Origin of the sequence: Amycolatopsis kentuckyensis (genome assembly GCF_002155975.1) — a bacterium.
Classification (GTDB): Bacteria; Actinomycetota; Actinomycetes; order Mycobacteriales; family Pseudonocardiaceae; genus Amycolatopsis; species Amycolatopsis kentuckyensis.
On the sequence record NZ_MUMI01000333.1, the window covers coordinates 24,547 to 46,709 of the forward strand.

Sequence of the window (22,163 nt, forward strand, 5' to 3'; positions counted from 1 at the left end):
CGGTCCCCCGGATGACCGGCCCGAAGGACGCCTACCGTAGACCCGTCCGGCAGCAGCGGCAAGACTGACGTGTCGGCGTTCCGGACACAGCTGCTGCCGGGCGGCGGACAATACCGGCCGCCGGCCCCCGCGCGTTCGGCGGCAGCCGGAAATCGCGTGGACGACTACACTGGACATCCGGCGGAAGGGACATTGATCGTGGTGGAATCGGCGGGCCGGTCAGCCGGCAATTCGATCGAGGTCGTCCCGGTCGAAATCGTCACGAAGATCTTTCCCGCCCGCCCGTCCGCCGTTCCGGGAATCCGGGAATTCGTCCAGGGGTGCCTCGCCGGTGCGCCGCTCGCCGAAGCCGAGGAACGCGAGGTGGGCAACACGATCCTCCGGGCCCTGCTGACCGCGGCCGGCCCGTCCGGCGTGCTCGAGGTCTCCTGCCGCAAGTACCCCCAGCGCGTCGAGTTCGACGTGCTCCCGTCCCGCGCCGCGGAGCCGGCCCCGGCGCCGCCGGCCGGGCCGGACGCGCCCGCCGCCAGCTTCGCCGAGTGGCTGGCCGAAGCGCTGCGCAGCCGCGGGATCACGAAGGAGACCGCGGCCGAGGAGCTGGGGGTGTCCCCGAAGACGATGCACCGCTGGCTCGGCGGGCAGACCGAGCCCCGGCTGCGCGATCTGCGCCGCATCGAAGACCGCTTCGGCGACGTGCGGCTGCACTGACGGACAGATGTGTCCCGGCCGGGTGGGGGCGGTGCGGCGTCCTAGTTCCGGGTGGGGTGCGCCGCGCCGGCGGGCCGTTCCCGCATGGCCAGCTCGATGGTGCAGCCGGCCGTGTCGGAGCTGACGTCGAGCCACTCGCAGATCTGGTCGGTCATCCACAGCGTGGTGCCGGGGCGGGTGGCCGCCCGGGGGCCGTAGAACGCCGGGCCGTCGACCGGCCGTTCGCTGTGCAGCGTGCACACGACCCGGCCCGCCGCCGGCCGCACCCAGACGGCCGCCCGGTCGATGCCGTGCTCGAGCAGGTAGGCCACGGCCTCGCCGACGGCGATGCCGAACAGCGTCGCGGTGTCCTCGGACCGCAGCAGCGAGCTCGCCCGCTCCAGCACGTGGCGCCGCACGGCGACCAGGTCGCCCTCGAAGCGGAAGAGGTCCTCGGCGGTGTGCGACGGCGTCGCCGCCGCGGATCCGTCCGCCTCTTCGGGGGGCCTGAACTGCGCGGACGCCCGGACTTCGCCGTTCACGACGTACTCGGGATGCGTGCGGCGCGCCACCTCGACCACGCCGGGACCGGTGGTCCTGGTGTCGTAGGGGCAGATCATCCAGATCCGGGTACCGGTCAGCGCCACGTTGAACTCGTCCTCGGCCCGCTGCCAGGCGGCTTCGTCGCCGGAGCCACCGGCCCGGGCCGGCTCGGCGAGGATGCGGACCGTGCCGGTCGGCGCGGTGGACCGGTGACGGCCCCAGTAGCGGTGCAGCGCGTCGGCCAGCTGCGACGGCCGCCGGCCGAAGTAGTCCGACTCCGCGAAGGCGATCCGGTCGGCGTCCGCGCCCATCACCGCGTGCAGCAGCCCGAGGTTGGCCGCCGTGGTGGTGACCAGCACCGGCTCACCCCGGCGCAACCCGTCCTCGGCGAACGGAACGGCCATCGCGAGGAACTCGCCGTCGCTGCCGTAGAGGCAGCCCTGGTGCCGGAAACCTGGCTCCACCGCTCTTTCCCGTGCCGCGGCAGCCGCCGGGGTGTTCGTGCACACCGAGCCTCCTGAGGATTTTCTTCGCCGATTGTCCATTCGATCGCGTTCCTCCGGGAACGCATGCAGACCGGTGGGAGCGTACCCGCAACAGCTCGATTCAGCTATCACGCGGCGAATCTATTACACCCGTTCGGAGCATTTGACACCGCCACGCCTCGCGGCGGACACAACCGGCATCGCAATGTCTCCCGCAGTCCTTGGTCACAGCCAGCCCAAACCCCTGTCACGCAGGGAATTCGAGCCAGATGTGTCCCCTCCGCCGGCGCGCCGGACAGTACTGTCCGAACCGCGCCGGGAGCGGCCGGGAACGATCGGCCGCGCACCTGTTCGAAAACAATTCTTTTTCATTTCGAACGGGGTATGGGAATTGTCCGGACCAATCGCTCGAAGCGGACGGCCGCGCGAATTTGCCGGGCGATCGCCGCACGCCTCGACCCGCGGGCCACCTTCCCCCGGCCGGCGCTCGCTTGCGCTGGACACCACTGCAAACTATCGTCTGGACACATGTCCAGCCCGGTCGCCCGATGGCGGAACCAGCCCGCGAAGCTGCTCATCGACGGCGTCCTGCGGCCCGGCCGCGGCGGGGAGTTCGCCACCGTGAACCCGGCGACCGAGGAGGTGCTCGGGAGCGCGGCGAACGCCGACGGCACCGATCTCGCCGAGGCCGTCGGGGCCGCGCGACGCGCCTTCGACGAGACGGGCTGGTCCCGGGACACCGCCCGGCGGACGCGGTGCCTCCGTCAGCTCGCCGAGGCCTTGCGGGCGCACCGCGACGAGCTGCGCGAGCTGACCGTGGCCGAAGCGGGCGTCCCGGTCGCGCTCACCCACGGCCCGCAGCTCGACGTCCCGATCGAGCACCTCACCTGGTTCGCCGACCTGGCCGACGGGTACGCCTGGCACCGGGACCTGGGCGTCGCCGCGCCCATGGGGGTGCCCAGCCGGCGGACGCTCTTCGCCGAGGCCGCCGGGGTCGTCGCCGCGATCACGCCGTGGAACTTCCCGCACCAGATCACCTTCGCCAAGCTGGGACCCGCGCTCGCCGCGGGCTGCACCGTGGTGCTCAAGCCCGCGCCCGAAACCCCGTGGTGCGCCGCCGCGGTCGGTGCGCTCATCGCCGGGGAGACCGACATCCCGCCCGGCGTGGTGAACGTCGTGACCTCCGCCGACCACGGCGTCGGCGCCCGGCTCGTCGAAGACGCCCGGGTCGACCTCGTCTCGTTCACCGGTTCGACCGCGACCGGGCGGTGGGTGATGGCCGCGGCCGCCGGAACCCTGAAGAAGGTTTTCCTGGAACTGGGCGGGAAGTCCGCGTGTGTCGTGCTGGACGACGCCGATCTCGCGGCCGCGTGCGCGATGGCCGCCTTCATGGTGTGCACGCACGCCGGCCAGGGCTGCGCGCTCACCACCCGCCTCCTGGTCCCGCGTGCCCGCTACGACGAAGCGGTGGAGGCGGCGGCCGCGGCGATGAGCCGGATCCGCTGCGGCGATCCGGCCGACCACCGGACGATCTGCGGGCCGCTGATCTCGGCCCGCCAGCGCGATCGCGTGGAGGGCTACCTCGCGACCGTGGCGGACGAGGGCGGCAAGATCGTCTGCGGTGGCGGCCGCCCGCAGCGGACGGGGTTCTACGTCGAACCGACCCTCGTCGCCGGCGTCACCAACGAGGCCCGCGTGGCGCGCGAGGAGATCTTCGGCCCGGTGCTGGTCGTCCTGGCGCACGACGGGGACGACGACGCGGTCCGGATCGCCAACGACTCGCCGTACGGCCTCTCCGGCGCCGTCCACGGGGCCGACCTCGACCGGGCGCGGTCCGTGGCCGCCCGGATCCGCACCGGCACGCTCAGCGTCAACGGTGCGGTCTGGTACTCGGCGGACGTGCCCTTCGGCGGGTACCGGCAGTCCGGGATCGGCCGCGAGATGGGCGTGGCCGGTTTCGAGGAATACCTGGAAACCAAGGTCGTCGCCGAGCCGGCGTAGAGGAGCAGCCATGCAGGTCATGCGATGAACGACAAGCGCAAGCGCGGACTCGAGATGATGCGCGAGGTCTACGGCTGGGACATGCCCGACCTGCCCGGCGAGTTCTTCGCGGTGACGGTGGACCACCTCTTCGCCGAGATCTGGACGCGGCCGGGGCTCTCCCTGCGGGACCGGCGGCTGCTCCTGCTGGGCGTGATCGCCGCGCTGGGTCTCGAGGACATCGCCGCGATCCAGGTCAAGGCCGCGCTGCAGAACGAGGAACTCGACGCCGCGCAGCTGCGCGAGGTGGTGGTGTTCCTCACCCACTACGTCGGCTGGCCGCTGGGTACCAAGCTGTCCACGACGGTCGACAAAGTCGTCGCGAAGCACGGGAAGGCGGCCGGCTCAGCGGGCGGTCACCCGGACGGGCAGCGTGGCGAAGCCCCGGACGTTCGTTGAGTGCACGCGCTCGGCGGCGGCCTCGTCCACTTCGCAGCCCGCGATCCGGGTGACGATCTCCGTGAGCGCGACCCGCGCTTCCAGGCGCGCGAGCGAGGCGCCGAGGCAGAAGTGCGCGCCCGCGCCGAAACTGGCGATGCGGTGTTCAGGCGCGCGGCCGATGCGGAAGGTGTCCCCGTCGGCGAAGGCGTCCTCGTCCCGGTTGGCCGAGCCGATCAGCAGCAGCACGCGGGCGCCGGCGGGCACCGTGCCGCCGGGGTAGTCCAGGTCGCCGGCCGCCGTGCGGACGATGATCTGGCTCGACGTGTCGTACCGGAGGGTCTCCTCGATCCACGACGGCACCAGGGACGGATCGCCGAGCACCCGGCCGAGCTCGCCGGGGGTGCGCCACGCCCAGTACAGCGCGTTCCCGAGCAGCTTGGTGGTGGTCTCGTTGCCCGCGACGACCATCAGGAACAGGAAGCCGATGACGTCCTCGGAGGTGAGCCGCTCCCCGTCGATCTCCGCCTCCAGCAACGCCGAAACGAGGTCGTCCCCGGGCCGGTCCCGCCGCAGGGCGACCATCTCCGCGTAGTACTTCGCCAGTTCCAGGGACGCCTCGACGGCCGAAGGGGGTACGTCCAGCACGCCTTCCGCGCGGTGCATGACGGCGTCGGCCAGTGCGCGCAGCCGATCCCGATCGGCCGGGGGCACCCCGAGCAGCTCGGAGATCACGTCCATCGGCAGCTTGGCCGCGAACGCGCCGACGAAGTCGAACTCCTCCGCGTCCAGCACCGCGTCGAGGTGTTGCCGGGTCAGCTCCCGGACCCGCTCTTCCAGCTGCTGCACGCGGCGAGCCGTGAAACCCCGCGACACCAGGGAACGCATCCGCAGGTGCCGCGGTTCGTCCATGGCCAGGAAGGACATCACGCGGTGCGCGTGCGGCCCGTACGCCAGGGGATCCAGCGAGACCCCGTTCGCGCTGGAGAGCCTGGTGTTGTCGCGGAAGCCCGCGACGACGTCGGAATACCGGGACAGCGCCCAGAAATCCAGCTCCTCGTTGCGGTAGAGCGGCGCGTGCGCGCGCAGCCAGGCGTAGGTGGGGTACGGGTCCTCGTGGAAGCCGTAGTCGTACGGATTGAAGGCACTGGACACGTGTCCAGACAGTACTCTTCCGAGGATTCCGGAGCAACCGCGGTCGTTGACCGCCCCTCCCGGGTGAACTACAGTCCGGACAGCTGTCCATCCGAGGCGAGGGAGCCGCGATGAAGCCCGTGGGATTCGTCGGACTCGGCCGGATGGGCGCGCCGATGGCCCGGCGGCTGCTGGACTGGCCCGGTGGCCTGATCGTCCACGACGTACGCCCCGAAGCCCTCGAGCCGTTCCGCGAGGCAGGCGCCCGGACGGCGGACAGCCCCCGCGAGGTCGCCGCGTCCGCCGGGGTGATCTCGCTGATGGTGCGCGACGACGCGCAGGTCGAGGCGGTCCTTTCGGGACCGGCGGGACTCGCGGAGACCGCCCCGCCCGGCACGGTCGTGGCCATCCACTCCACCATCGCCGCCGCCACGGCCACCCGGCTCGCCGAGACGTACGGGCCGCGCGGCATCGACATCGTGGACGCGCCGGTCTCCGGCGGCGCGCCCGGCGCGGCGAAGGGCACCCTCGCGGTCATGGTCGGTGCCGGCGAAACGGCGTTCGAGCGCTGCCGCGACGTGTTCGCGCACTGGGCGGGCCACACGATGCACGCGGGCCCGCCCGGCGCCGGGACCCGCGCGAAACTGGCGCGCAACCTGCTGCACTTCGTGTCCTTCGCCGCGGCGGCGGAGGCCCAGCGCCTCGCCGAGGCGGCCGGGCTCGACCTGATCGAGCTGGGCAAGGTGGTGCGGCACTCCGACGCCGTCACCGGCGGCCCGGGCGCGATCATGGTGCGCGGCACCACCGCGCCGATCGCCCGGGACGAGGGCTGGTACCCGATCTTCTCGCACGTGCGGGAGCTGGGCCACAAGGACCTCGCCCTGGCGCTCGAGCTCGGAGCCGAGCTCGAGGTGGACACCCCGCTCGCCCGGCTGGCGCTGGAACGACTTGCCGACGGGCTGGGTGTCGCACCCGGCGGTCCCGCTTGACGCCTGTCCGGACGGTTATCATGGCCGGATGATCGAAAGCAGGACAGCGTGATGGAGCCCGTACGCCGCATCGTCGACGGGCGCCGGGCCGACACGGTCCAGCGGCTGATCGCGGCCTCGCTGGAGGAAGTCCGCGCCGTCCCGTACGGCGACGTCACGGTCCGGTCGGTGGCCAAGCGCGCCGACGTCTCCCCGGCGACGGCCTACACGTACTTCTCGTCCAAGGAGCACCTGGTCTGCGCGATCCTCTGGCAGCAGATCCAGGATCTCCCGGCGCCCCCGGACCGGCCGCGCCGGTCCCCCGCGGCGTCGCTCGCGGACGCGGTGCGGAGCATCACCGAGCTGTTCACCAAGGAGCCCGAACTCAGCCGCGCGTGCACCACGGCCCTGCTCACCGACGACCCGGAGGTCCGCAGGCTGCGCGACCAGATCGGCAGCGAGCTCCTGCGCCGCGTCGGCGACGCGATCGGCCCGATGTCCGCGGCGGCCCGCGAAACACTGTCGATGGCGTTCGTCGGAGCGCTGGTGCTGGCGGGCACGGGCTACATGACGTTCGAGGACCTCCCCCGCCGCCTCGGCAAGATGACGGAACTCCTGCTCGCCGACACCCGGCCCCGCACGAAGGACCCGAAACGCCGCAGCGGTTAGGACGTGGCGCGGGCACGACGACTCGGCCAGACTGCTTCGATGGTTTCCGAATACCGCCAGAGCGATCACTTCCGCGGTGCCCGCATCCACCTGTGCGACCTCGCCGGCCTCGAGATCCGCGACTGCGAGGTGACCGGCCTGAAGATCGTCGACTGCTACGGCAGCGACGTCTCCCTCGGTGGGGACTTCGAGCGCCTCGTCGTCAACGACGTCGACGTGACCGCCTACGTCGAGGCCGAACTCGATCGCCGGCACCCCGCGAGGGCGCTGGCGCGGAATGCGGACTCCCCCGCGGACTACCGGGCCGCTTGGGACGCCATCGAGAAGATGTGGGCCGCGACGCTCGACCGGGCGAGGCTGTTGCCGGAGGTCCAGCTCCACGAGCAGGTCGACGGCGAGTGGTCGTTCGTCGAGACCCAACGGCATCTCCTGTTCGCCTCCGATGCCTGGCTCGGCAACGCCGTGCTCGAAGAGGAATCGCCCTACCACCCGTTGGGCTTCCCCGCCGGGGGCACCACGCCGGAAGAGGCGGCGAAGCTCGGCCTCGCCCTCGAAGCCACCCCGGCGCTCGACGAAGTGCTCGCGCCGCGGCTCGCCCGCATGGCCGCGATGCGGCGGGTCGTCGACAGGCTCACCGCGGCCGAACTCGATCGGGTGTGTGGTCGCAAGCCGGCCGATCCCTATCCCGACCAGGAGTACGTCGTGCGCCGGTGCCTCAAGGTCGTGCTGAAGGAAGAAGCCGAGCACCACCGTTACGCGGTGCGTGACCTCGCGGTGCTCGAGGCTACCGCCGCACCGGGGTGATCGGGATCGACCGGCGGGGCCGGAACTCGAACGACGCCCCGGTGCTGATCCTCGTCACGGCGACCTCGTCGAACTCCTTCGCCGGCTCGTCGCGCCACACCAGCCGCGCGGCCCACTCCAGCGGGGTGCCCTCGACCTCGACGTCCAGGCGAGGATCCACCGCACGCACGATCGCGCGCAGCGGCCCGGTCTCGTGCGGTCCGCACAGCGAGATCCACGCGCCGTCGTCGTGCGCGGGCGAAGCCGTCACGGCCAGGGTGTCCCCGACCGTCGCCCGCACGTAGGCCGCCGGGTTGAGCAGCGGGTGCAGCTCCAGCAGCCGCAGCGCGCCCTCGACGCCGCCGGGCAGTCCGAGAGCCCGGTGCAGGCGCCCGGCCGAGAGCCCGGCGATGCCGATCAGCTGCCTGCGGCAGATCGCGTGCGCCTGCCCGAAGTCGGCGCGGTCGTGCACGGCGTGGACGAAGCCGAGGTTGAGCAGGTGCATCTGCAGGCAGACTTCGTCGGCCAGCCGGACGAGGGCCGACCGGGAAAACGACGCGAAGTCGAGGTCACTGCGCAACGGGCCCGCGTAGTCCGCCGCGCCGTCGTCGGCCGGGTCGATCCGGTCCAGCTCGAGCGTGGCTGCCCGCGTCGTGCGGAGCCGACGGCACCCGGCCGACTCGGTGACCTCCGGGTGGGCGTCGTCGATGACGACCGTCCACGCGCAGCACGGGCGCCGGCCGGCGGGCCGGCGGGGTGGCCGGTGGATCGGCCGGACCCGCGCCTTCGGGTTCGTGGCGACCGCCGTCGCGTCGAACGTCGGGTCCTCGATGTCGTGGCACATCGCCGTCACGTAGTCGTCCCCGAGGGGCTCGACGTCGGTCAGCGCGCCGCAGTGGTCGAGCCGGAACTCGCCGTGCCACCGGTCGTGCACGGTGAAGCGGAAGTCCATGAACTGGGGCGGGGCGCCGATGTCCAGCTGCAGCCCCTTGAAGATCGTGACGACGTCGGTGCCCTCGAACCCCAGGGCGCGCTGCATCCGGCGGGTGTAGACCGGGCTCGCGGCCATCCACTCCTCGATCGCGATCCGCGTCATCCCCTCCCGGCCGAACGCACCGATGCACCACGCCATCGCCGACCGGTCGATCAGCTGGCCCGCCAGCAGGAGCTCGGGCAAGAGGACGGCCAGCTCTCCCCGGCGCAGCGTCGTGTACCTGCTCGGCACTTGTCATCCCCTCCCGGCCGTACTACCGTCTGGACACATGTCTAGCACAGGAACGGACCGGCGTCATGCCGCGATTCGCCCCTAATCCGGAGAAGCGGCCGTCGATCGTCACCGGCGCGTCCTCGGGCATCGGCGCCGCCACGGCGGTCGCGCTCGCCGAGGCGGGACACCCGGTCGCGCTGGGCGCCCGCCGCGTCGAGAAGTCCGAGGAGGTCGCCGACCGGATCCGCGCCGCGGGCGGTGCGGCCGTCGCACTGGAACTGGACGTCGGCGACGGCGAATCGGTCCGCAAGTTCGCGGCCGCGGCGGCCGAAGCGCTCGGGCCGATCGAGATCCTCGTATCCGGGGCGGGCGGGCTCGAGCCCTCGCCGATCCACGAGCAGGACAGCGAAACCTTCGCCGAGCAGGTCGGCGTGAACCTGCTCGGCGCGCACCGGCTGGTGTCGGCCGTCGTGCCGGACATGGTCGCCCGCCGCCGCGGCGACGTCGTGTTCATCGGTTCGGACGTGGTCCCCGCGCCGCGTCCCGGTATGGGTGCCTACGTCCCGGCGAAGGCCGGGCTGGAGGCGATGGCCCACGCGATGCGCATGGAACTCGAAGGCACCGGCGTGCGCGCCTCGATCGTCCGCCCCGGCCCGACCGTCTCCAGCCTGGCCGAAGGCTGGGACCAGCAGGCGACCCTCACCATGCTCGAGGAGTGGAAGCAGTGGGGTTTCGCACGCCACGCGTACTTCCTGCGCGCCGCGGACATCGCGGACGCGGTGACGACCGTCGTGTCCGCACCCCGCGGCGTCCACCTGACCCTGGTCGAAGTGCAACCCGAGGCCCCGCTGCGGGAGACGTGATGGCGCTCGACCCACGGCTGGTGTCCGGCGGCGACACCGAGCACGGGCACCTCGAAGAACTGCGCGCCGACCCCATCGGGCTGATGCGGCGGGTCCGCGAAGAGTGCGGCGACGTCGGGGCGTTCGACCTGGCCGGCCGCCGCGTGGTGCTGCTGTCCGGCGCCGAAGCCAACGAGTTCTTCTTCCGCGCCGGCGACGACGAGCTGAACCAGGGCGAGGCGTACCCGTTCATGAAGCCGATCTTCGGCGACGGCGTGGTGTTCGACGCCTCCCCCGAGCGGCGCCGGGAGATGCTGCACAACCAGGCACTGCGCGGCGAGCACATGAAGCTCCACGCCACCACCATCTCGCGCGAGATCGACCGCATGGTCGCCGGCTGGGGCGAAGCGGGCGAGATCGACCTGCTGGAGTTCTTCGCCGAACTGACCATCTACACCTCCTCCGCCTGCCTGATCGGCACGAAGTTCCGCAACCAGCTCGACGGCCGGTTCGCACGGCTTTACCACGAACTGGAACGCGGGACGGACGCGCTCGCGTACGTCGACCCCTACGCCCCCATCGAAAGCTTCCGGCGCCGCGACCGGGCCCGCGCCGGCCTGGTCCGCCTGGTGCAGGACATCATGACCGGCCGAGCCGAAGGCCCGCCGCCCGCCCGCGACGAGCGCGACCTGCTCGACGTCCTGATGTCGGTCCGGGACGACGAGGGGAACCTGCGGTTCTCCGCTGACGAAATCACCGGGATGTTCATCTCGATGATGTTCGCCGGGCACCACACCAGCTCCGGCACCGCCGCCTGGACGCTCATCGAGCTGCTGCGCCACCCGGACGTCCTCGACGACGTGCTCGACGAGCTGGACCGGCTGCACGCCGGCGGATCACCGGTCGACTTCCAGGCCCTGCGCGAAATCCCCCGGCTGGAGTCGGCGATCAAGGAGGCACTGCGCCTGCACCCGCCGCTGATCCTCCTGCTGCGCGTGGCGAACGCCGGCTTCACCGTGTGCGGGCACACGATCCGGCCCGGTGACTACGTCGGCGCCACGCCCGCGATCTCCAACCGCATCCCGGAGGACTTCCCCGACCCCGACGCGTTCCGTCCGGCCCGGTACGCCGAACCGCGCCAGGAGGACCTGCTCAACCGGTGGACCTGGATCCCCTTCGGTGCGGGCCGGCACCGCTGCGTCGGCGCGGCGTTCGCCGTCATGCAGCTCAAGGCCATCTTCTCGGTGCTGCTGCGCGACTTCACGTTCGCCCCGGCCCAGCCTCCGGACACCTACCGCAACGACCACTCGAAGATGGTCGTCCAGCTCGCCCAGCCCTGCCGGGTCCGCTACCGCAGGCGCACGGCGTGAGGATCGAAGCCGACCTCGACCTGTGCCAGGGCCACGCCATGTGCGAGCTGGAGGCACCCGAGGTGTTCGAGGTACCCAAGCGGGGCACGGTCGTCGTCCTCGACCAGGCGCCGCCCGCCGCGCTGCGCGGCAAGGTCGAGAACGCCGTCCGGAGCTGCCCGACCCGGGCGCTGACCCTGAAGGAGCCGTCATGACTGCTTTCCCGCGTGCCGAACTGGACGAAATGGTCCGGCGCTGGCTCGAAGCCAACGCCCGCTGCGAGCAGACCGGCGACTGGCGACCGCTCGCCACGATGTACACAGTGGACGCGACCTACGGCTGGCACCACGGCCCCGACGAAGTGTTCGTCGCGGCCGGCCGCGACGAAATCCGCGACTACGCCCTGGGCACCGAGATGGCCGGCCTCGACGGCTGGACGTACCCGTACCAGAAGGTGCTCGTCGACGACCGCGCCGGCGAAGTCGTCGGCTTCTGGAAGCAGACGGCCGGCACCCGGCGCCCCGACGGCTCCCCCTACGAGGTCGCCGGCATCGGCGGCAGCTGGTTCCGCTACGCCGGCGCGTGGCAGTGGTCCTGGCAACGCGACTTCTTCGACCTGGGCAACGCGGCGGCCCTGTTCCTCGAGATGCTCAAGGCAGGCGACCTGTCCGACGGCATGAAGCAGCGCATGGCCCGGGCAGCCTCGCCGCAGCCGGGCCACCACCCCCGCGGGGAATCCCCGGTCGAGCTCTGGTGATCAGCCGCGCAGCCGGGCGAGCACCGCGTCGGCCACCGCACGGGCGCTCCCCGGGTTCTGCCCCGTGATCAGGTTCCCGTCTTCACGCACGTACGTCTCGAACGGCTTCCCGGCGACCGAATACCGCGCGCCCCGCTTCGCCAGCTCGTCCTGCAGGCTGTAGGGCACCACCTCGTCCCGCTGCGCGAGCTCCTCTTCCGGCCAGGAGAACCCGGTGAGGTCCTTGCCCTCGATCAGGTGGCTCCCGTCGGAAAGCTTCGCGTTCAGCAGGCCGGCCGGGCCGTGACAGACCGCCGAGACGATCTTCCCGGATTCGTGGAACTCGCGCAGCAGCTCGGCCAGCCGCTCGCTCTCGGCGAAGTCGAACATCACCCCGTGCCCACCGGTGAGGTAGATCGCGTCGAAATCGGCGGCGTCCACCTCGGCGACCGACGGGGTTCCGGCCAGCTTGTCCATGAACTCCCGATCGGCGTAACGCCGGCCCGTCCCCAGGTCGGCCAGCACGCTGGGGGCCAGGCTTTCCGGATCGATCGGCACGTGCCCGCCGCCGATGCTGGCGATCACCACCTCGGCCCCGGCTTCTTCGGCCGCGTCGGAGAAGTGAGTCAGCTCGCCCAGCCACAACCCGGTCCGATAGCCCGCCTTCGCGTACTCACCGGCACTGGTGACGACGATCAGAATCCGCTTCACGCATTTCCTCCCTGGTAGGGCTTCCGCGCCACTACGGTGCCAGCGGCTTGTCGAGCACGGCCTTCACGTGGCTGAAGGTGTCGATCGAATAGTGGCCGTGGTAGCGGCCCATGCCGCTCTCGCCGACCCCGCCGAAGGGCAGCGCGGGCGCGCTCAGCTGGACGATCGCCGCGCCGAACACCAGCCCACCCGACGAGGTTTCCGCCTCCAGGCGCGCTTTCGTCGCTTCCGAGTGGGTGAACGCGTACAGCGCGAGCGGCTTGTCGCGGGCAGTGATGAACGCGATCGCGGCGTCGACGTCCGGGACGTCGATGATCGGCAGGATCGGGCCGAAGATCTCCTGCTGCATCACCGGCGCGTCCGGCTCGACGTCGGTCAGCACGGTCGGCGCGATGAACTTGTCGGCCCGGTCGTGCTGCCCGCCGACCACCGCGTGCCCGGACGCCAGCAGGCCGGCCAGCCGGTCGAAGTGGCGTTCGTTGATGATCCGCCCGTACGCCGGGCTCGTGGCCGGGTCGTCGCCGTACATCGCGCGGATCGTCGTGTCCAGCTGCTTCGCCAGCTCCGGGCCGGTCCCACCGACGGCGAGCACATAGTCCGGCGCGACGCAGGTCTGCCCGGCGTTGGCGAACTTCCCGTAGGCCAGCCGCTGCGCGGTGACCGCCAGGTCGGCGCCCGGCTCGACCACCGCCGGGCTCTTGCCGCCCAGCTCCAGCGTCACCGGCGTGAGGTGCTTCGCGGCCGCCGTCATCACGATCCGGCCGACCACCCCGTTGCCGGTGTAGAAGATGTGGTCGAACTTCTGCTCCAGCAGCGCCGTCGTCTCCGGGACGGCGCCCTCGACGACCTTCACCCCTTCGAGGTAGGCCGGCACGTGCTCGGCGATCGCCGCGGACACGCTCGGGGACAGTTCGCTGGGCTTCAGCACGGCGACGTTGCCCGCCGCCAGCGCGCCGACGAGCGGCGCGAGGATCAGCTGCAGCGGGTAGTTCCACGGGCCGATGATCAGCACCACGCCGAGCGGGTCGCGCACCACCCGGCCCTCGCCGGGCAGCAGCCGTTACGGCAGTTCGGCGCGTTCCGGCGACAGCCAGGTGTCCAGGTGGTCCAGCGTGTGGTCGATCTCGCCGATCACCAGATCGAGTTCCGCGCGCCGCGCCTCGGTGGCGTTCTTGCGCAGGTCCGCGTAGAGCGCACCGAGGAAGGGCTCGGCCTGCTCGGTGAGCATCGCCTTGAGGCCGCTCAGCTGGGCCCGACGCCAGCCGACGGACCGCGTGGCACCACCGGCGAAGAAGTCCCGGAGATCACCGACGACGGCGGAGGCGTCGAACACGCTGGTAGTCATGCCGCCGAGCCTAGCCGCGCGGACCGGGTGACCGCCGTGGCATCCTCCGTCCGGGTCATCCGTCCGTCGAGGACAGTCTCTTTCGTGTCGCTTGTGGACATATCGGGCGTTGGACCGAGCGCCGATGAATAGGACGTTATACACCGGCCGAGGTCAGCTGCCATTGCTGGTTGGGTCCGTTGTTGGCCGTCCACTGGACGACCTGCGCGCTGTCGGTGGTGGCCTGGCCGTACACGTCGACGACCAGGCCGCTGTCGTGGCTGATGATCGTGTAGTACCCGTCGCCGGTGGCGCGCAGGTACCACTGCTGGTTGGTGCCGCCGTTGACGGCCCACTGCTGCAGCTGCAGGCCGGCGGTGGTGGCGGAACCGTTGACGTCGAGGGCTTTCCCGCTCGCGGTGTAGCGCAGGGTGTAGGCCCCGCCCTGAGCGGTGCCGACGGTCCAGGTCGCGGTTCCGGTCTGCTGGACCGCCTTGGCGCCGTCGGCCGTGGAGTTGCCGGCGATGGCGAGCGGCTTGCCGCTGTTGCGGTTGACGATCCGGTAGGTGCCCGGCGCCGGGCCGGTGTTCGAGCCGCCCAGCGTGAAGTACTCGACCGCGTCGCTGAACGTCGTCGTGCCGGCCTTTGCGGTCGACAGGACGAGGTACACCCGTGAGCCCGCGGCGGGGGCGGTGAACGACACCGGCTGGGTCACCCGTGCCCCCTGCGGAATCGAGAGGGTCGCGCCGCCGGACGCGATCACCGCGCCGGTGGGGCTGTCGAGCCGGGCGCTCCAGGCGAAGTCGACGGCGGTACCGGCGAGGTCGTCGTTGAAGACGGTGACCGTGCGGGTCACCGGGGCGTTGGCGGCGTAGCCCGGCACCGCCTGCGGCAGCGGGAAGGTGCCGTTGGCGTCCGAGACACCGGACGCCGACCAGTACGGCAGGTCGAGCGCGGCGACCGGGTTGAACGCGGCCTGGACCCGCTGGACCTGCGGGTTGCTCCACGGGTCGGCCAGGTTGTCCGCACCGTAGAGGAGGTGGCCGCCCTCCTCGGGCGTGAAGTCCGTGGACCGCACGCCCGGGATGACGCCCGCCCAGGCGGACAGGAGCGTGTAGGGCCGCAGGTCGTTCGCGCCCTTGCCGCGTTTGGCGGCCGTCGCCGTGGCGAACCACTCGAAGCCCTGCTTGGTGTTGCACTTCGGCCAGACGTACTCGCCCTCGCCGTCGGGCCGGCCGGGCACGGACGGCACCCGCTCGCCGTACTGGCCGGTGCCGTCGAGGTAGTGCGCGAAGACCGCGAAGTCGGCGTGGTTCATGTTCGGGTACCGGCCGGGCGAGTCGGCGCCGGGCGCGGCGTCCACGCTGATCGGGCGGGTGCCGTCAGCGCCGTTCACCGCCGCGTAGAGATCCTGCTCGAACTGCTCGGAGTCGTTGCTGAAGCTGGGTTCGTTCGCCTGGCTCCAGCGGACGACCGCCGGGTGGTTGCGGTCCCGCAGCGTCAACGCCCGGACGTGGTCGACCATGGCGTCGTGCCCGCCGGCGAAGTCCTCCGCACCGCCGCGGACCCCGCTCTCGTCGATGATCATCAGGCCCAGCTCGTCGGCCACGTCCAGCATGTACGGGCTGGCCGGTTCCTGGTGGATCCGCACGACGTCGAAGTTCAGCCGCTGGTAGTCGTCCACCGCCCGGGGCCAGCCGGGATTGCCCGGCGACGGCGGGAGGAACCCGGGCAGCGTGTCGTAGGCGTCGCCCTTCCCGCCGTGGTCGATCCGGTCGTAGTCGGCGCCCTGGAGGTTGTCGCCGCGGTAGTTCACGCGCACGCCGTTGAGCTCGAAGTACTCACCCTTCTGCGTGCTTTCGCGGAAGCCGAACCGGTAGGCGGTGTCGCTGGTGCGCCCGTCGTCGGTGACCGCGTGCACCGCCAGCCGGTGCAGCTGGGCCCGGTACCCCGGGCGGTAGGGCACGTTCGGCCACCAGTACGAGGCCGGGCCGAGGTTCCAGGCGACCGGGCCGACGGTCGTCTTGGCCGTCGAGTGGGCGGGCACGCTGATCGTCCGGCTCGGCAGGGCCGGATAGCTGAACGAGCCGCCGCCGTCCGCGGCGAGCGTCCCGGTGAGGGTCACCGACCGGGCGGCCGAGGTGGCGTTCGTGACGGACACGTCGTAGGCGAGGGACTGGTCCGCCACCGACGTGCGGACGAAGGTGTCGCTGACGAACACCGCCGGGTACGTCCGCAGGAACGCCGAACGGAAGATGCCCTGCGGCACGGCCTCCGACCAGTCCGCGGCCACCGGCACCAGGTACTTGCCCGCGCTGGTGCGCAACGCCCCGCGGCCCTTCACCGCCACGCTGATCGTGTGCGTGGTGCCGGGGGCGGCGAACGCGGTGATGTCGAAGTTCGACGGGGTGAACGCGGTGGTCCGGGTGGCGACCACCCGCCCGTCCACCGACAGCGTCGCCTGGTGGTTGACCGCACCGAATTCGATCCACACCGACTGCGGCACGCCCGAGTCCGGCACGGTCAGGCTGCGCGCGTAGACCGCCTCGTTCACGTCGGTGAAGCCCTGCTTGTACCAGCCGCCACCGGGCACGGTGATCGACGTCGTGGCCCGGCCCGCCGGTGTGAAACTCCACGTCCCGGCCAGATCGACCGAATCGAGCGCGCCGGTGCCCGCGGTGACACCGTCCACTTGCGACGTCGAGGCGGCCGGAGGTGTCGTCGCATGACACGAGCCTCTCGTCGGGAAGGAAGCCATTGTCACGGACACCGGCGGAATTCGCGAAACCCGACGGAGAAAATTTCACCGATCACCGGAATTGAAAATTTCACCGGCCCGGCAATTCCGTTGAACAGAATCCCTTCCCACACCCCATTGCGGGGCGACGCACCGGCGCCGCCCCGCAAGACCGGCCGGGGCTACTGGATGACGAACGGCGCCGACACGTCCACCGCGTACGGCGTCGTAGTGTTCTTGTTCAGCTGCAGCACATAATTGCCCGGCACCACGGCGGGCGGGCCGGACGCGTTGATGTCGCCCACGCTTTCCGCCAGCGCCGCCGCCGGGAAGGACACGCGCACGACCTGGGACCGGCCCGGGTCGAGCGTCACCCGCGCGAAGCCGACCAGCCGTTGCGGCGGGACGACCACCGGGCTCACCGGCTGGGCCACGTAGACCGGGACGATGTCGGTGCCGGCACGGGTTCCGGTGTTGGTGACGGTGAACGTCGCGGTCGCCGTGCCGCCGCGCGCGACCTTCGGCGTCACCGCCAGGTTCGTGTGGGTGAACGTCGTGTACGACAGGCCGTACCCGAACGGGAACTGCGGGTTGTACGCGTTGCCCTGACCGGAGGCGGTGCTGGGCAGCTGGTCGAAGAACTTCGGCTGGTCCCCCAGCGGGGACGGGGCCGTGCCGGCGAAGTCGGCGCCGACGGCCGGCGCGTCGGACGGCCAGCTGATCGGCAGCTTGCCCGCGGGGTTCGTCCTGCCGAACAACACGTCCGCGACGGCGGTGCCGGTTTCCGTGCTGCCCTGGTAGGCCATCAGCACCGCGTTCGCCTTCTCCGCCGGGCCCAGCCCGACCGGACGGCCCGCGACGACCACGACGATCACCGGTTTGCCGGTCGCCTCCAGTGCCGAGATGAGGGCCTGCTGGTCGGGCGCGAGTGCCGGAGCCGGGTTGTCGCCCAGCCCTTCCGCATAGGCCTTCTCCCCCACCACCGCCACGTAGGCGCTGGTGTCGGCCGCGGCCGCGACGGCGCTGGCCTGGTCCGGCGCGTAGACCGCGGCCGGGTTCGCGGCCCGGATGCCGCCCAGCACGGTGGTGCCCGGTGGAATCTGGTTTTCGGGGCCCATGCAGCACACGTGCCCGGCACCCGCCACGCCCTGCCAGCTCACGCTCCAGCCGCCGAGCTGGTTGGTCATCGAGTCCGCGCTCGGGCCGGTCACCACGACCTTCGAACCCGCCGGCAACGGCAGCGCGTTGTTCTCGTTGCGCAGCAGGGTGATCGACTCCCGCGCGGCCTTCAGCGTCTGCTCGCGGCCCGCGGTGACGGCAGCGTTGGCGGCGTTCGCGTCGACGCACGGTTTCGCCGGGTCGGCCACGCACGGCTGATCGAACAGGCCGAGCTGGAACTTCAGCGTCAGGATGCGGCGCACGGCCTGGTCGATCCGCGCGCGCGAGATCTTGCCCGTGTCGACGGCCTGCAGGATCGCGGCCTGCCACCCGGCCGCGTCGGAGACCTGCATGCTCATGTCGACGCCCGCGTTCACGGCGGCGGCGATGGCGCCCGGGAGGTCCGCCGCGATGTGGTAGGCGGTCTGCAACGCGGTGACGTCCTGGTAGTCGCTGATCACGACACCCTGGAAGTGCATCTGGTCGCGCAGGACGTCGGTCAGCAGGTAGCGCGACGCGGTGGCGGGCACTCCGTTGATCGAACCGGAGTTGACCATCACGGTCCCGGCGCCCGCGTCGATCCCCGCCGCGTACGGCGGCAGGATCGTCGTCTGGAGGTAGTTCATCGGGAGCAGCGCCTCGGCCCGGTCGTGGCCGTTGATCGACTGCGAGTAGCCGGCGAAGTGCTTGACCGTCGCGCTGACGTTCAGCTCACCGCGCTTGCCGGGCGTCTGCATGCCCTTGATGTTCGCGGCGCCCATCGCGGCCGACAGGACCGGTTGCTCGGCCCACGTCTCGTAGGTGCGGCCCCACCGGTTGTCGCGCGCGATGTCCTGCACCGGCGCGAAGTTCCAGGTCCAGCCGGTGGCGCGCAGGGCGTCCGCGGTCGCCTTGCCGCCGGCCTGGGCGAGCGCGGGGTCCCAGGTGGCGCCCATGCCGATGGAGTGCGGGAACAGCGGTGCCTGCCACGGGTGGCCGAAGCCGTGCACCGCGTCGATGCCGAAGACCACCGGGAGGTGCAGGCGCGAGTTCTTGATCGCGAACTGCTGGATGGTGTTGTACTCGGTGGCCCAGTCGTAGCCGGTGTTGCCCACGCCGCCCTTGCCGGTGGTGTCGACCGGGTTCTCGGTACCGCCCGCGAGGATCGAGCCGACGTGGGCGTCGACCAGGATCTTTCGCATGCATTCGGGATTGGGCAGGTTGAAACCGTTGTTCCCGCAGGTCGCGCTGTTCGCGTCGGTCAGCGTGCTGACCAGCTGCTGGTCCATCTGGCCGACCTTCTCGGGCAGCGTCATCGCGCGAAGCAGCGCCTCCACCCGCGCCGGCACCGGGCGATGGGTGTCCAGCCAGGGCGCGACGCCCAGGTCGACGGCGGCACTGCTACTGGCGGTGAACGCGGGTACCGCGAGCAGGACCGCGGCCGCGAGCACCGTGACGGTGGCGCGGGTACTGCGTCTGTGGTTGCGGAACACCTGACCTCCTTCAGCCGTGTTCGGCGCGGATCGGCGCATGGGTGCGAGCGAACGGTAGGCAGCTACCGCCGGGCTGTAAAGCGCCGAACGGCGGCCGGGGGGCCTGTTCGTACACACCTTGAAGCAAGAGCTGTCCCGTGTCCGCGCCCCTCGGACCGTCCGGTCAGGTCAGGCTCACCACGACACCGGTCTGCCCCTCCGGCACCACCCCGTGGTGGGGAACGACTTCTCCGGCCGCGTAGGTCACGATGATCACCATCGGCAGCCCCGGAGTGGTGACGAACCCGCACCCACGTCCGCTCGCACAAGGGGGCCGGGGCGGATCGGTGTAACCGGCGGCGACGGCGGCGTCGATCTGCGCTTGCGCGACGTCGGCGGCAGAGCCGTCCCGAAGGGTGATGATCCCCAAGGTGAGCGGACCGTTGAGACCCTTGCCGCCGGAGAACCGATCTTTGAGGACGACGCCGTTCCTGGCGCCGATCTGTTCTGCCACACCGGAAAGGCGCGCACTCTGCCGCGCGCGCCGCCGCCGCTGCCGCAGGAGACCCACGATCGAATTCTAGCCCGCCGGGAAGAGGCGAAGCGGGCCTGCGATTGGATCACCGGAGATCACCCGGTTTTGGCTCTCCACCCCGACCGGGCACCTCGCTACTTTTCCCGCATGAACCTCCCTGCACCCGCCACGCGGATCTGGTTCCGCTGGCAGCCCGGACCCGAGCACCGCACCGCGGGGCCGGTGGTCGTGAGCCTGACCGACTTCCGGATGCACTCGCTCCGTTCGCTGCCCGGCATCGCCCGCGCGGGCACGCGGCTGAGCCTGGGCTGGTACGGCCTCCCCGGAGCAGTGGGGCTCTTCCTGTGGATGGACCCCCTCCGCCGGCGAGCCGGGTCGCTCTCGGTGTGGACGGACCGGTCCGCCCTGCGCCGCTGGGTCGGCCTGCCACTGCACGTGACGATCATGCGGCGCTACCGTCCCCTCGGCACGAACGAGTCGGCGCTCTGGGACGTCGAACAGTTCAGCCGGGAGGCCGTTCGTGCCGAAGCCGAGCGACGTCTCGTCGCGCGCGGCCCGGAATGCGCCGCGAGCCGCGTCCGCTACTCGGGCGGTTCGAGCAACCGTTGCCGGACCTCGGTGGCTTCCTCCATGCACAGCTCCTCGTAGATCCGGAGGGCCGCCGTCCACAGCCGGCGGGCTTCGGGCGAAGTGCGGGTGTGGGCGGCGGCCAGTCCGTCGAGCGATCGGGCTTCCTGCTCGCGGTCTCCGATCGTCCGGGCGTGGGCCAGGGCCTGCTCGTGGTACGCGAGCGCCTCCGCCGTCCGGCCGGTCGCGCGGGCCACCCGGCCCTGTCCGTTGAGCGCGGTGCCTTCGAGCCTGCGGTCGCCGAGCTTCGCGGCCAGGGTCTGGGCCTGCTGGTGCACGTCACCCGCTTCGGGGTGGCGGCCCATCCGCTCGTAGGCGCTGCCGAGGTTGACGAGCACCTCCGCTTCGCCCACCGGGTCGCCGATCTCCGAAAACACCGCGAGCGCCCGGCGGTGGTGCTCGAGGGCCTCCTCGTGCCGCCCCCACCGCGAAAGGATCCGGCCGAGGTCGGTGTGCGCGATCGATTCGGCCGCGCGGTCGCCGATGTCGTGCAGGATCAGCAGAGCGCGCTGGTGGTGGTCGTACGCCTCCTGCAGCCGCCCGTAGCTCTGCAGGGCGTTGCCGAGGTCGTTGAGGATCCGTCCCTGGCCGACGCGCTGGCCCGTTTCGGCGTAGATCGCGGCGGCCTGCCGGTAGCACGACACCGCGTCCTCGTGCCGGCCCAGGCTGTGCTGCACCTGGCCGATGCTGGCCAGCCCGACGGCCTCCTGGCCGCGGTCGCCGATCTCCCGGCTGAGCGCGAGTGCCTTGCCGTAGCTGCCGAGCGCGTCGTGGTAGCGGCGGACCCGGCCTTCGTTGTGGCCCAGCGCGATCAGGGCGCGCACCTCCCCCGCGTGGTCGCCGAGCTGCCGGAACAGCCCGAGCGCGCGCCGGTAGAGCTCGTCGGCGTCCCCGTAGGCGCCGGACCGGGCGTGCGACCGCCCGAGCTCCAGCAGCCCGCGCGCCTGCCCGGCGCGGTCGCCGAGCCGCTCGGCCGCCCAGAGGGCACGCTGGTGGACCGAGAACGCCTCGGCGTTGTGGTAGCCGACGCTCAGGTACTGGTCGATCGCCCGCGCCAGCTTGACGGCGTACCCGGCGAGCTCGCCGTCCGCGGTGCGCGTGATCGCGACGAGGGTGAGCCGCTCGGTGTCCAGCCACGCCTTCGCCGCGACCGCCGACAGGGTCCCCGGGCGGCCCGGCGCGGCGTCGTCGCGGCGCCACCGGACCGTTTCCGGGAACAGGACGTCCATCGCGTCCAGTGCGCGGGAAAGGTAGAACTCGTAAAGGTTCTTCACCGCGCTTCGCCGGTCGGGACCGGCGAGCCGGTGTGCTCGTTCGCGGGCGAAGGCCCGCAGCAGGTCGTGCATCGTCCAGCGGTCCGGACCCGAAGGCTCCACGAGGTGGGCGCCTTCGAGCACGCCGAGCAGCAGCCGCCCTTCGCGCGGGCCGACACCGGCGAGCGCGGCGACCGCGGCACCATCGGTGTCTTGGCCGGGATGCAGGCCCAGCAACCAGAACAGGCGGTTCGCCGCGGCCGGCAGGTGCCGTTCGGACCAGGAGAACACGGCCCGCACGGCGGTTTCGGCGTCGGCACCGGCGTCCAGCAGGTCCAGCCGGTGCCGCTCGTCGGCCAGGTCCTCGAGCCCGACCCGGCCGCGGCGGGCGACGAGCTCGGCCGCGACGCGCAGGGCGAGGGGAAGCCGGGCGCAGTGCGCGGCCAGGTCCTCGAGCTCCGCCGGCCCGGCGATCCGCTCGCCGATGAGCCCCCGGAGCAGCTCGACCGCCTCGCCGGGGGCCAGCACGTCCAGCCCGACGCGGCG

21 protein-coding genes are annotated in these 22,163 nt (G+C 71.7%); 11 read left to right on the forward strand and 10 right to left on the reverse strand.

Annotation, left to right across the window (positions count from 1 at the left end):
- Window positions 1-198 precede the first annotated feature (198 nt).
- A complete protein-coding gene (locus CCN39_RS29910; protein ID WP_244211060.1) occupies window positions 199-708 on the forward strand; it encodes a helix-turn-helix domain-containing protein in 510 nt (169 codons plus the stop codon).
- A 41-nt stretch (window positions 709-749) separates the two neighbouring features.
- Here the strand turns inward: CCN39_RS29910 and CCN39_RS29915 are convergent, their stop codons facing one another.
- Complete coding sequence (locus tag CCN39_RS29915) at window positions 750-1,694, reverse strand: MEDS domain-containing protein (protein ID WP_086847606.1); 945 nt, start codon at window positions 1,692-1,694, stop codon at window positions 750-752.
- A gap of 549 nt (window positions 1,695-2,243) precedes the next feature.
- Here CCN39_RS29915 and CCN39_RS29920 point away from each other — a divergent pair.
- A complete protein-coding gene (locus CCN39_RS29920; RefSeq protein WP_086847608.1) occupies window positions 2,244-3,716 on the forward strand; it encodes an aldehyde dehydrogenase in 1,473 nt (490 codons plus the stop codon).
- Window positions 3,717-3,740: 24 nt separating this feature from the next.
- The gene (locus tag CCN39_RS29925) at window positions 3,741-4,154 is read left to right on the forward strand and encodes a carboxymuconolactone decarboxylase family protein (RefSeq protein ID WP_086847610.1); all 414 of its coding nucleotides are present in this window, start codon (window positions 3,741-3,743) and stop codon (window positions 4,152-4,154) included.
- On the opposite strand, the gene CCN39_RS29930 is transcribed toward CCN39_RS29925, so the two are convergent.
- Window positions 4,101-5,288, reverse strand: a complete 1,188-nt coding sequence (locus CCN39_RS29930) for a cytochrome P450 (RefSeq protein WP_244211061.1) — start codon at window positions 5,286-5,288, stop codon at window positions 4,101-4,103. The two genes, CCN39_RS29925 and CCN39_RS29930, sit on opposite strands and share 54 nt — an antisense overlap.
- A 110-nt stretch (window positions 5,289-5,398) precedes the next feature.
- Here CCN39_RS29930 and CCN39_RS29935 point away from each other — a divergent pair, with 110 nt between their 5' ends.
- Genes CCN39_RS29935 through CCN39_RS29945 form a run of 3 tightly spaced genes read left to right on the forward strand, consistent with a single transcriptional unit; the run spans window position 5,399 to window position 7,708 of the window.
- The gene (locus tag CCN39_RS29935) at window positions 5,399-6,256 is read left to right on the forward strand and encodes an NAD(P)-dependent oxidoreductase (RefSeq protein ID WP_086847614.1); all 858 of its coding nucleotides are present in this window, start codon (window positions 5,399-5,401) and stop codon (window positions 6,254-6,256) included.
- Between the two features lie 51 nt (window positions 6,257-6,307).
- Window positions 6,308-6,904: a TetR/AcrR family transcriptional regulator gene (locus tag CCN39_RS29940; protein ID WP_086847616.1), complete on the forward strand. Its 597-nt coding sequence runs from the start codon at window positions 6,308-6,310 to the stop codon at window positions 6,902-6,904.
- 39 nt (window positions 6,905-6,943) lie between these two features.
- A complete protein-coding gene (locus tag CCN39_RS29945; RefSeq protein ID WP_086847618.1) occupies window positions 6,944-7,708 on the forward strand; it encodes a DinB family protein in 765 nt (254 codons plus the stop codon).
- Here CCN39_RS29945 and CCN39_RS29950 read toward each other — a convergent pair.
- Window positions 7,689-8,912 carry a hypothetical protein gene (locus CCN39_RS29950; RefSeq protein WP_086847620.1) on the reverse strand — a complete coding sequence of 408 codons (1,224 nt, stop codon included), beginning with the start codon at window positions 8,910-8,912 and terminating at the stop codon, window positions 7,689-7,691. The genes CCN39_RS29945 and CCN39_RS29950 overlap by 20 nt on opposite strands.
- A 65-nt stretch (window positions 8,913-8,977) precedes the next feature.
- Here CCN39_RS29950 and CCN39_RS29955 point away from each other — a divergent pair, with 65 nt between their 5' ends.
- The 4 genes from CCN39_RS29955 to CCN39_RS29970 are packed head-to-tail and all read left to right on the forward strand — an operon-like array spanning window position 8,978 to window position 11,842.
- Window positions 8,978-9,757 (forward strand): SDR family oxidoreductase, encoded by a 780-nt coding sequence (locus CCN39_RS29955; protein WP_086847622.1) that lies wholly within the window; start codon window positions 8,978-8,980, stop codon window positions 9,755-9,757.
- Complete coding sequence (locus CCN39_RS29960; protein ID WP_086847624.1) at window positions 9,757-11,106, forward strand: cytochrome P450; 1,350 nt, start codon at window positions 9,757-9,759, stop codon at window positions 11,104-11,106. The genes CCN39_RS29955 and CCN39_RS29960 overlap by 1 nt, the downstream gene beginning before the upstream one ends.
- The gene (locus tag CCN39_RS29965) at window positions 11,103-11,300 is read left to right on the forward strand and encodes a ferredoxin (protein ID WP_086847626.1); all 198 of its coding nucleotides are present in this window, start codon (window positions 11,103-11,105) and stop codon (window positions 11,298-11,300) included. Before CCN39_RS29960 ends, CCN39_RS29965 begins: the two co-directional genes overlap by 4 nt.
- Window positions 11,297-11,842 carry a nuclear transport factor 2-like protein gene (locus tag CCN39_RS29970; RefSeq protein ID WP_086847628.1) on the forward strand — a complete coding sequence of 182 codons (546 nt, stop codon included), beginning with the start codon at window positions 11,297-11,299 and terminating at the stop codon, window positions 11,840-11,842. Before CCN39_RS29965 ends, CCN39_RS29970 begins: the two co-directional genes overlap by 4 nt.
- Here the strand turns inward: CCN39_RS29970 and CCN39_RS29975 are convergent, their stop codons facing one another.
- The 6 genes from CCN39_RS29975 to CCN39_RS29995 form a co-directional block, all read right to left on the reverse strand.
- Entirely contained in the window at window positions 11,843-12,532 is a 690-nt protein-coding gene (locus CCN39_RS29975) for a type 1 glutamine amidotransferase domain-containing protein (RefSeq protein ID WP_086847630.1), read from the reverse strand.
- A 31-nt stretch (window positions 12,533-12,563) separates the two neighbouring features.
- Window positions 12,564-13,565, reverse strand: a complete 1,002-nt coding sequence (locus tag CCN39_RS29980) for an aldehyde dehydrogenase family protein (RefSeq protein WP_244211062.1) — start codon at window positions 13,563-13,565, stop codon at window positions 12,564-12,566.
- A 27-nt stretch (window positions 13,566-13,592) separates the two neighbouring features.
- Window positions 13,593-13,877: an aldehyde dehydrogenase family protein gene (locus CCN39_RS51975; protein WP_244211063.1), complete on the reverse strand. Its 285-nt coding sequence runs from the start codon at window positions 13,875-13,877 to the stop codon at window positions 13,593-13,595.
- 136 nt (window positions 13,878-14,013) lie between these two features.
- Window positions 14,014-16,548, reverse strand: a complete 2,535-nt coding sequence (locus CCN39_RS29985; RefSeq protein WP_244211064.1) for an RICIN domain-containing protein — start codon at window positions 16,546-16,548, stop codon at window positions 14,014-14,016.
- A gap of 227 nt (window positions 16,549-16,775) precedes the next feature.
- Window positions 16,776-19,223, reverse strand: coding sequence for a glycoside hydrolase family 3 N-terminal domain-containing protein (locus tag CCN39_RS29990; protein ID WP_086847634.1), 2,448 nt, complete (start codon window positions 19,221-19,223; stop codon window positions 16,776-16,778).
- 163 nt (window positions 19,224-19,386) lie between these two features.
- Window positions 19,387-19,773 (reverse strand): hypothetical protein, encoded by a 387-nt coding sequence (locus CCN39_RS29995; protein WP_086847636.1) that lies wholly within the window; start codon window positions 19,771-19,773, stop codon window positions 19,387-19,389.
- 111 nt (window positions 19,774-19,884) lie between these two features.
- Here CCN39_RS29995 and CCN39_RS30000 point away from each other — a divergent pair, with 111 nt between their 5' ends.
- Window positions 19,885-20,385, forward strand: coding sequence for a hypothetical protein (locus tag CCN39_RS30000; RefSeq protein WP_086847638.1), 501 nt, complete (start codon window positions 19,885-19,887; stop codon window positions 20,383-20,385).
- On the opposite strand, the gene CCN39_RS30005 is transcribed toward CCN39_RS30000, so the two are convergent.
- Window positions 20,319-22,163 (reverse strand): tetratricopeptide repeat protein (locus CCN39_RS30005; protein ID WP_143264204.1); only part of this gene is annotated, 1,845 nt, incomplete at its 5' end. The genes CCN39_RS30000 and CCN39_RS30005 overlap by 67 nt on opposite strands.

Excerpts from the sequence above, each read along its gene's own strand:
- CCN39_RS29935 (WP_086847614.1), top strand. The coding sequence starts at position 5,399 with ATGAAGCCCGTGGGATTCGTCGGACTCGGCCGGATGGGCGCGCCGATG.
- CCN39_RS29970 (WP_086847628.1), top strand. The coding sequence starts at position 11,297 with ATGACTGCTTTCCCGCGTGCCGAACTGGACGAAATGGTCCGGCGCTGG.
- CCN39_RS29940 (WP_086847616.1), top strand. The coding sequence starts at position 6,308 with ATGGAGCCCGTACGCCGCATCGTCGACGGGCGCCGGGCCGACACGGTC.
- CCN39_RS51975 (WP_244211063.1), bottom strand. The coding sequence starts at position 13,877 with ATGACTACCAGCGTGTTCGACGCCTCCGCCGTCGTCGGTGATCTCCGG.
- CCN39_RS30000 (WP_086847638.1), top strand. The coding sequence starts at position 19,885 with ATGAACCTCCCTGCACCCGCCACGCGGATCTGGTTCCGCTGGCAGCCC.
- CCN39_RS29960 (WP_086847624.1), top strand. The coding sequence starts at position 9,757 with ATGGCGCTCGACCCACGGCTGGTGTCCGGCGGCGACACCGAGCACGGG.
- CCN39_RS29955 (WP_086847622.1), top strand. The coding sequence starts at position 8,978 with ATGCCGCGATTCGCCCCTAATCCGGAGAAGCGGCCGTCGATCGTCACC.
- CCN39_RS29945 (WP_086847618.1), top strand. The coding sequence starts at position 6,944 with ATGGTTTCCGAATACCGCCAGAGCGATCACTTCCGCGGTGCCCGCATC.
- CCN39_RS29920 (WP_086847608.1), top strand. The coding sequence starts at position 2,244 with ATGTCCAGCCCGGTCGCCCGATGGCGGAACCAGCCCGCGAAGCTGCTC.
- CCN39_RS29925 (WP_086847610.1), top strand. The coding sequence starts at position 3,741 with ATGAACGACAAGCGCAAGCGCGGACTCGAGATGATGCGCGAGGTCTAC.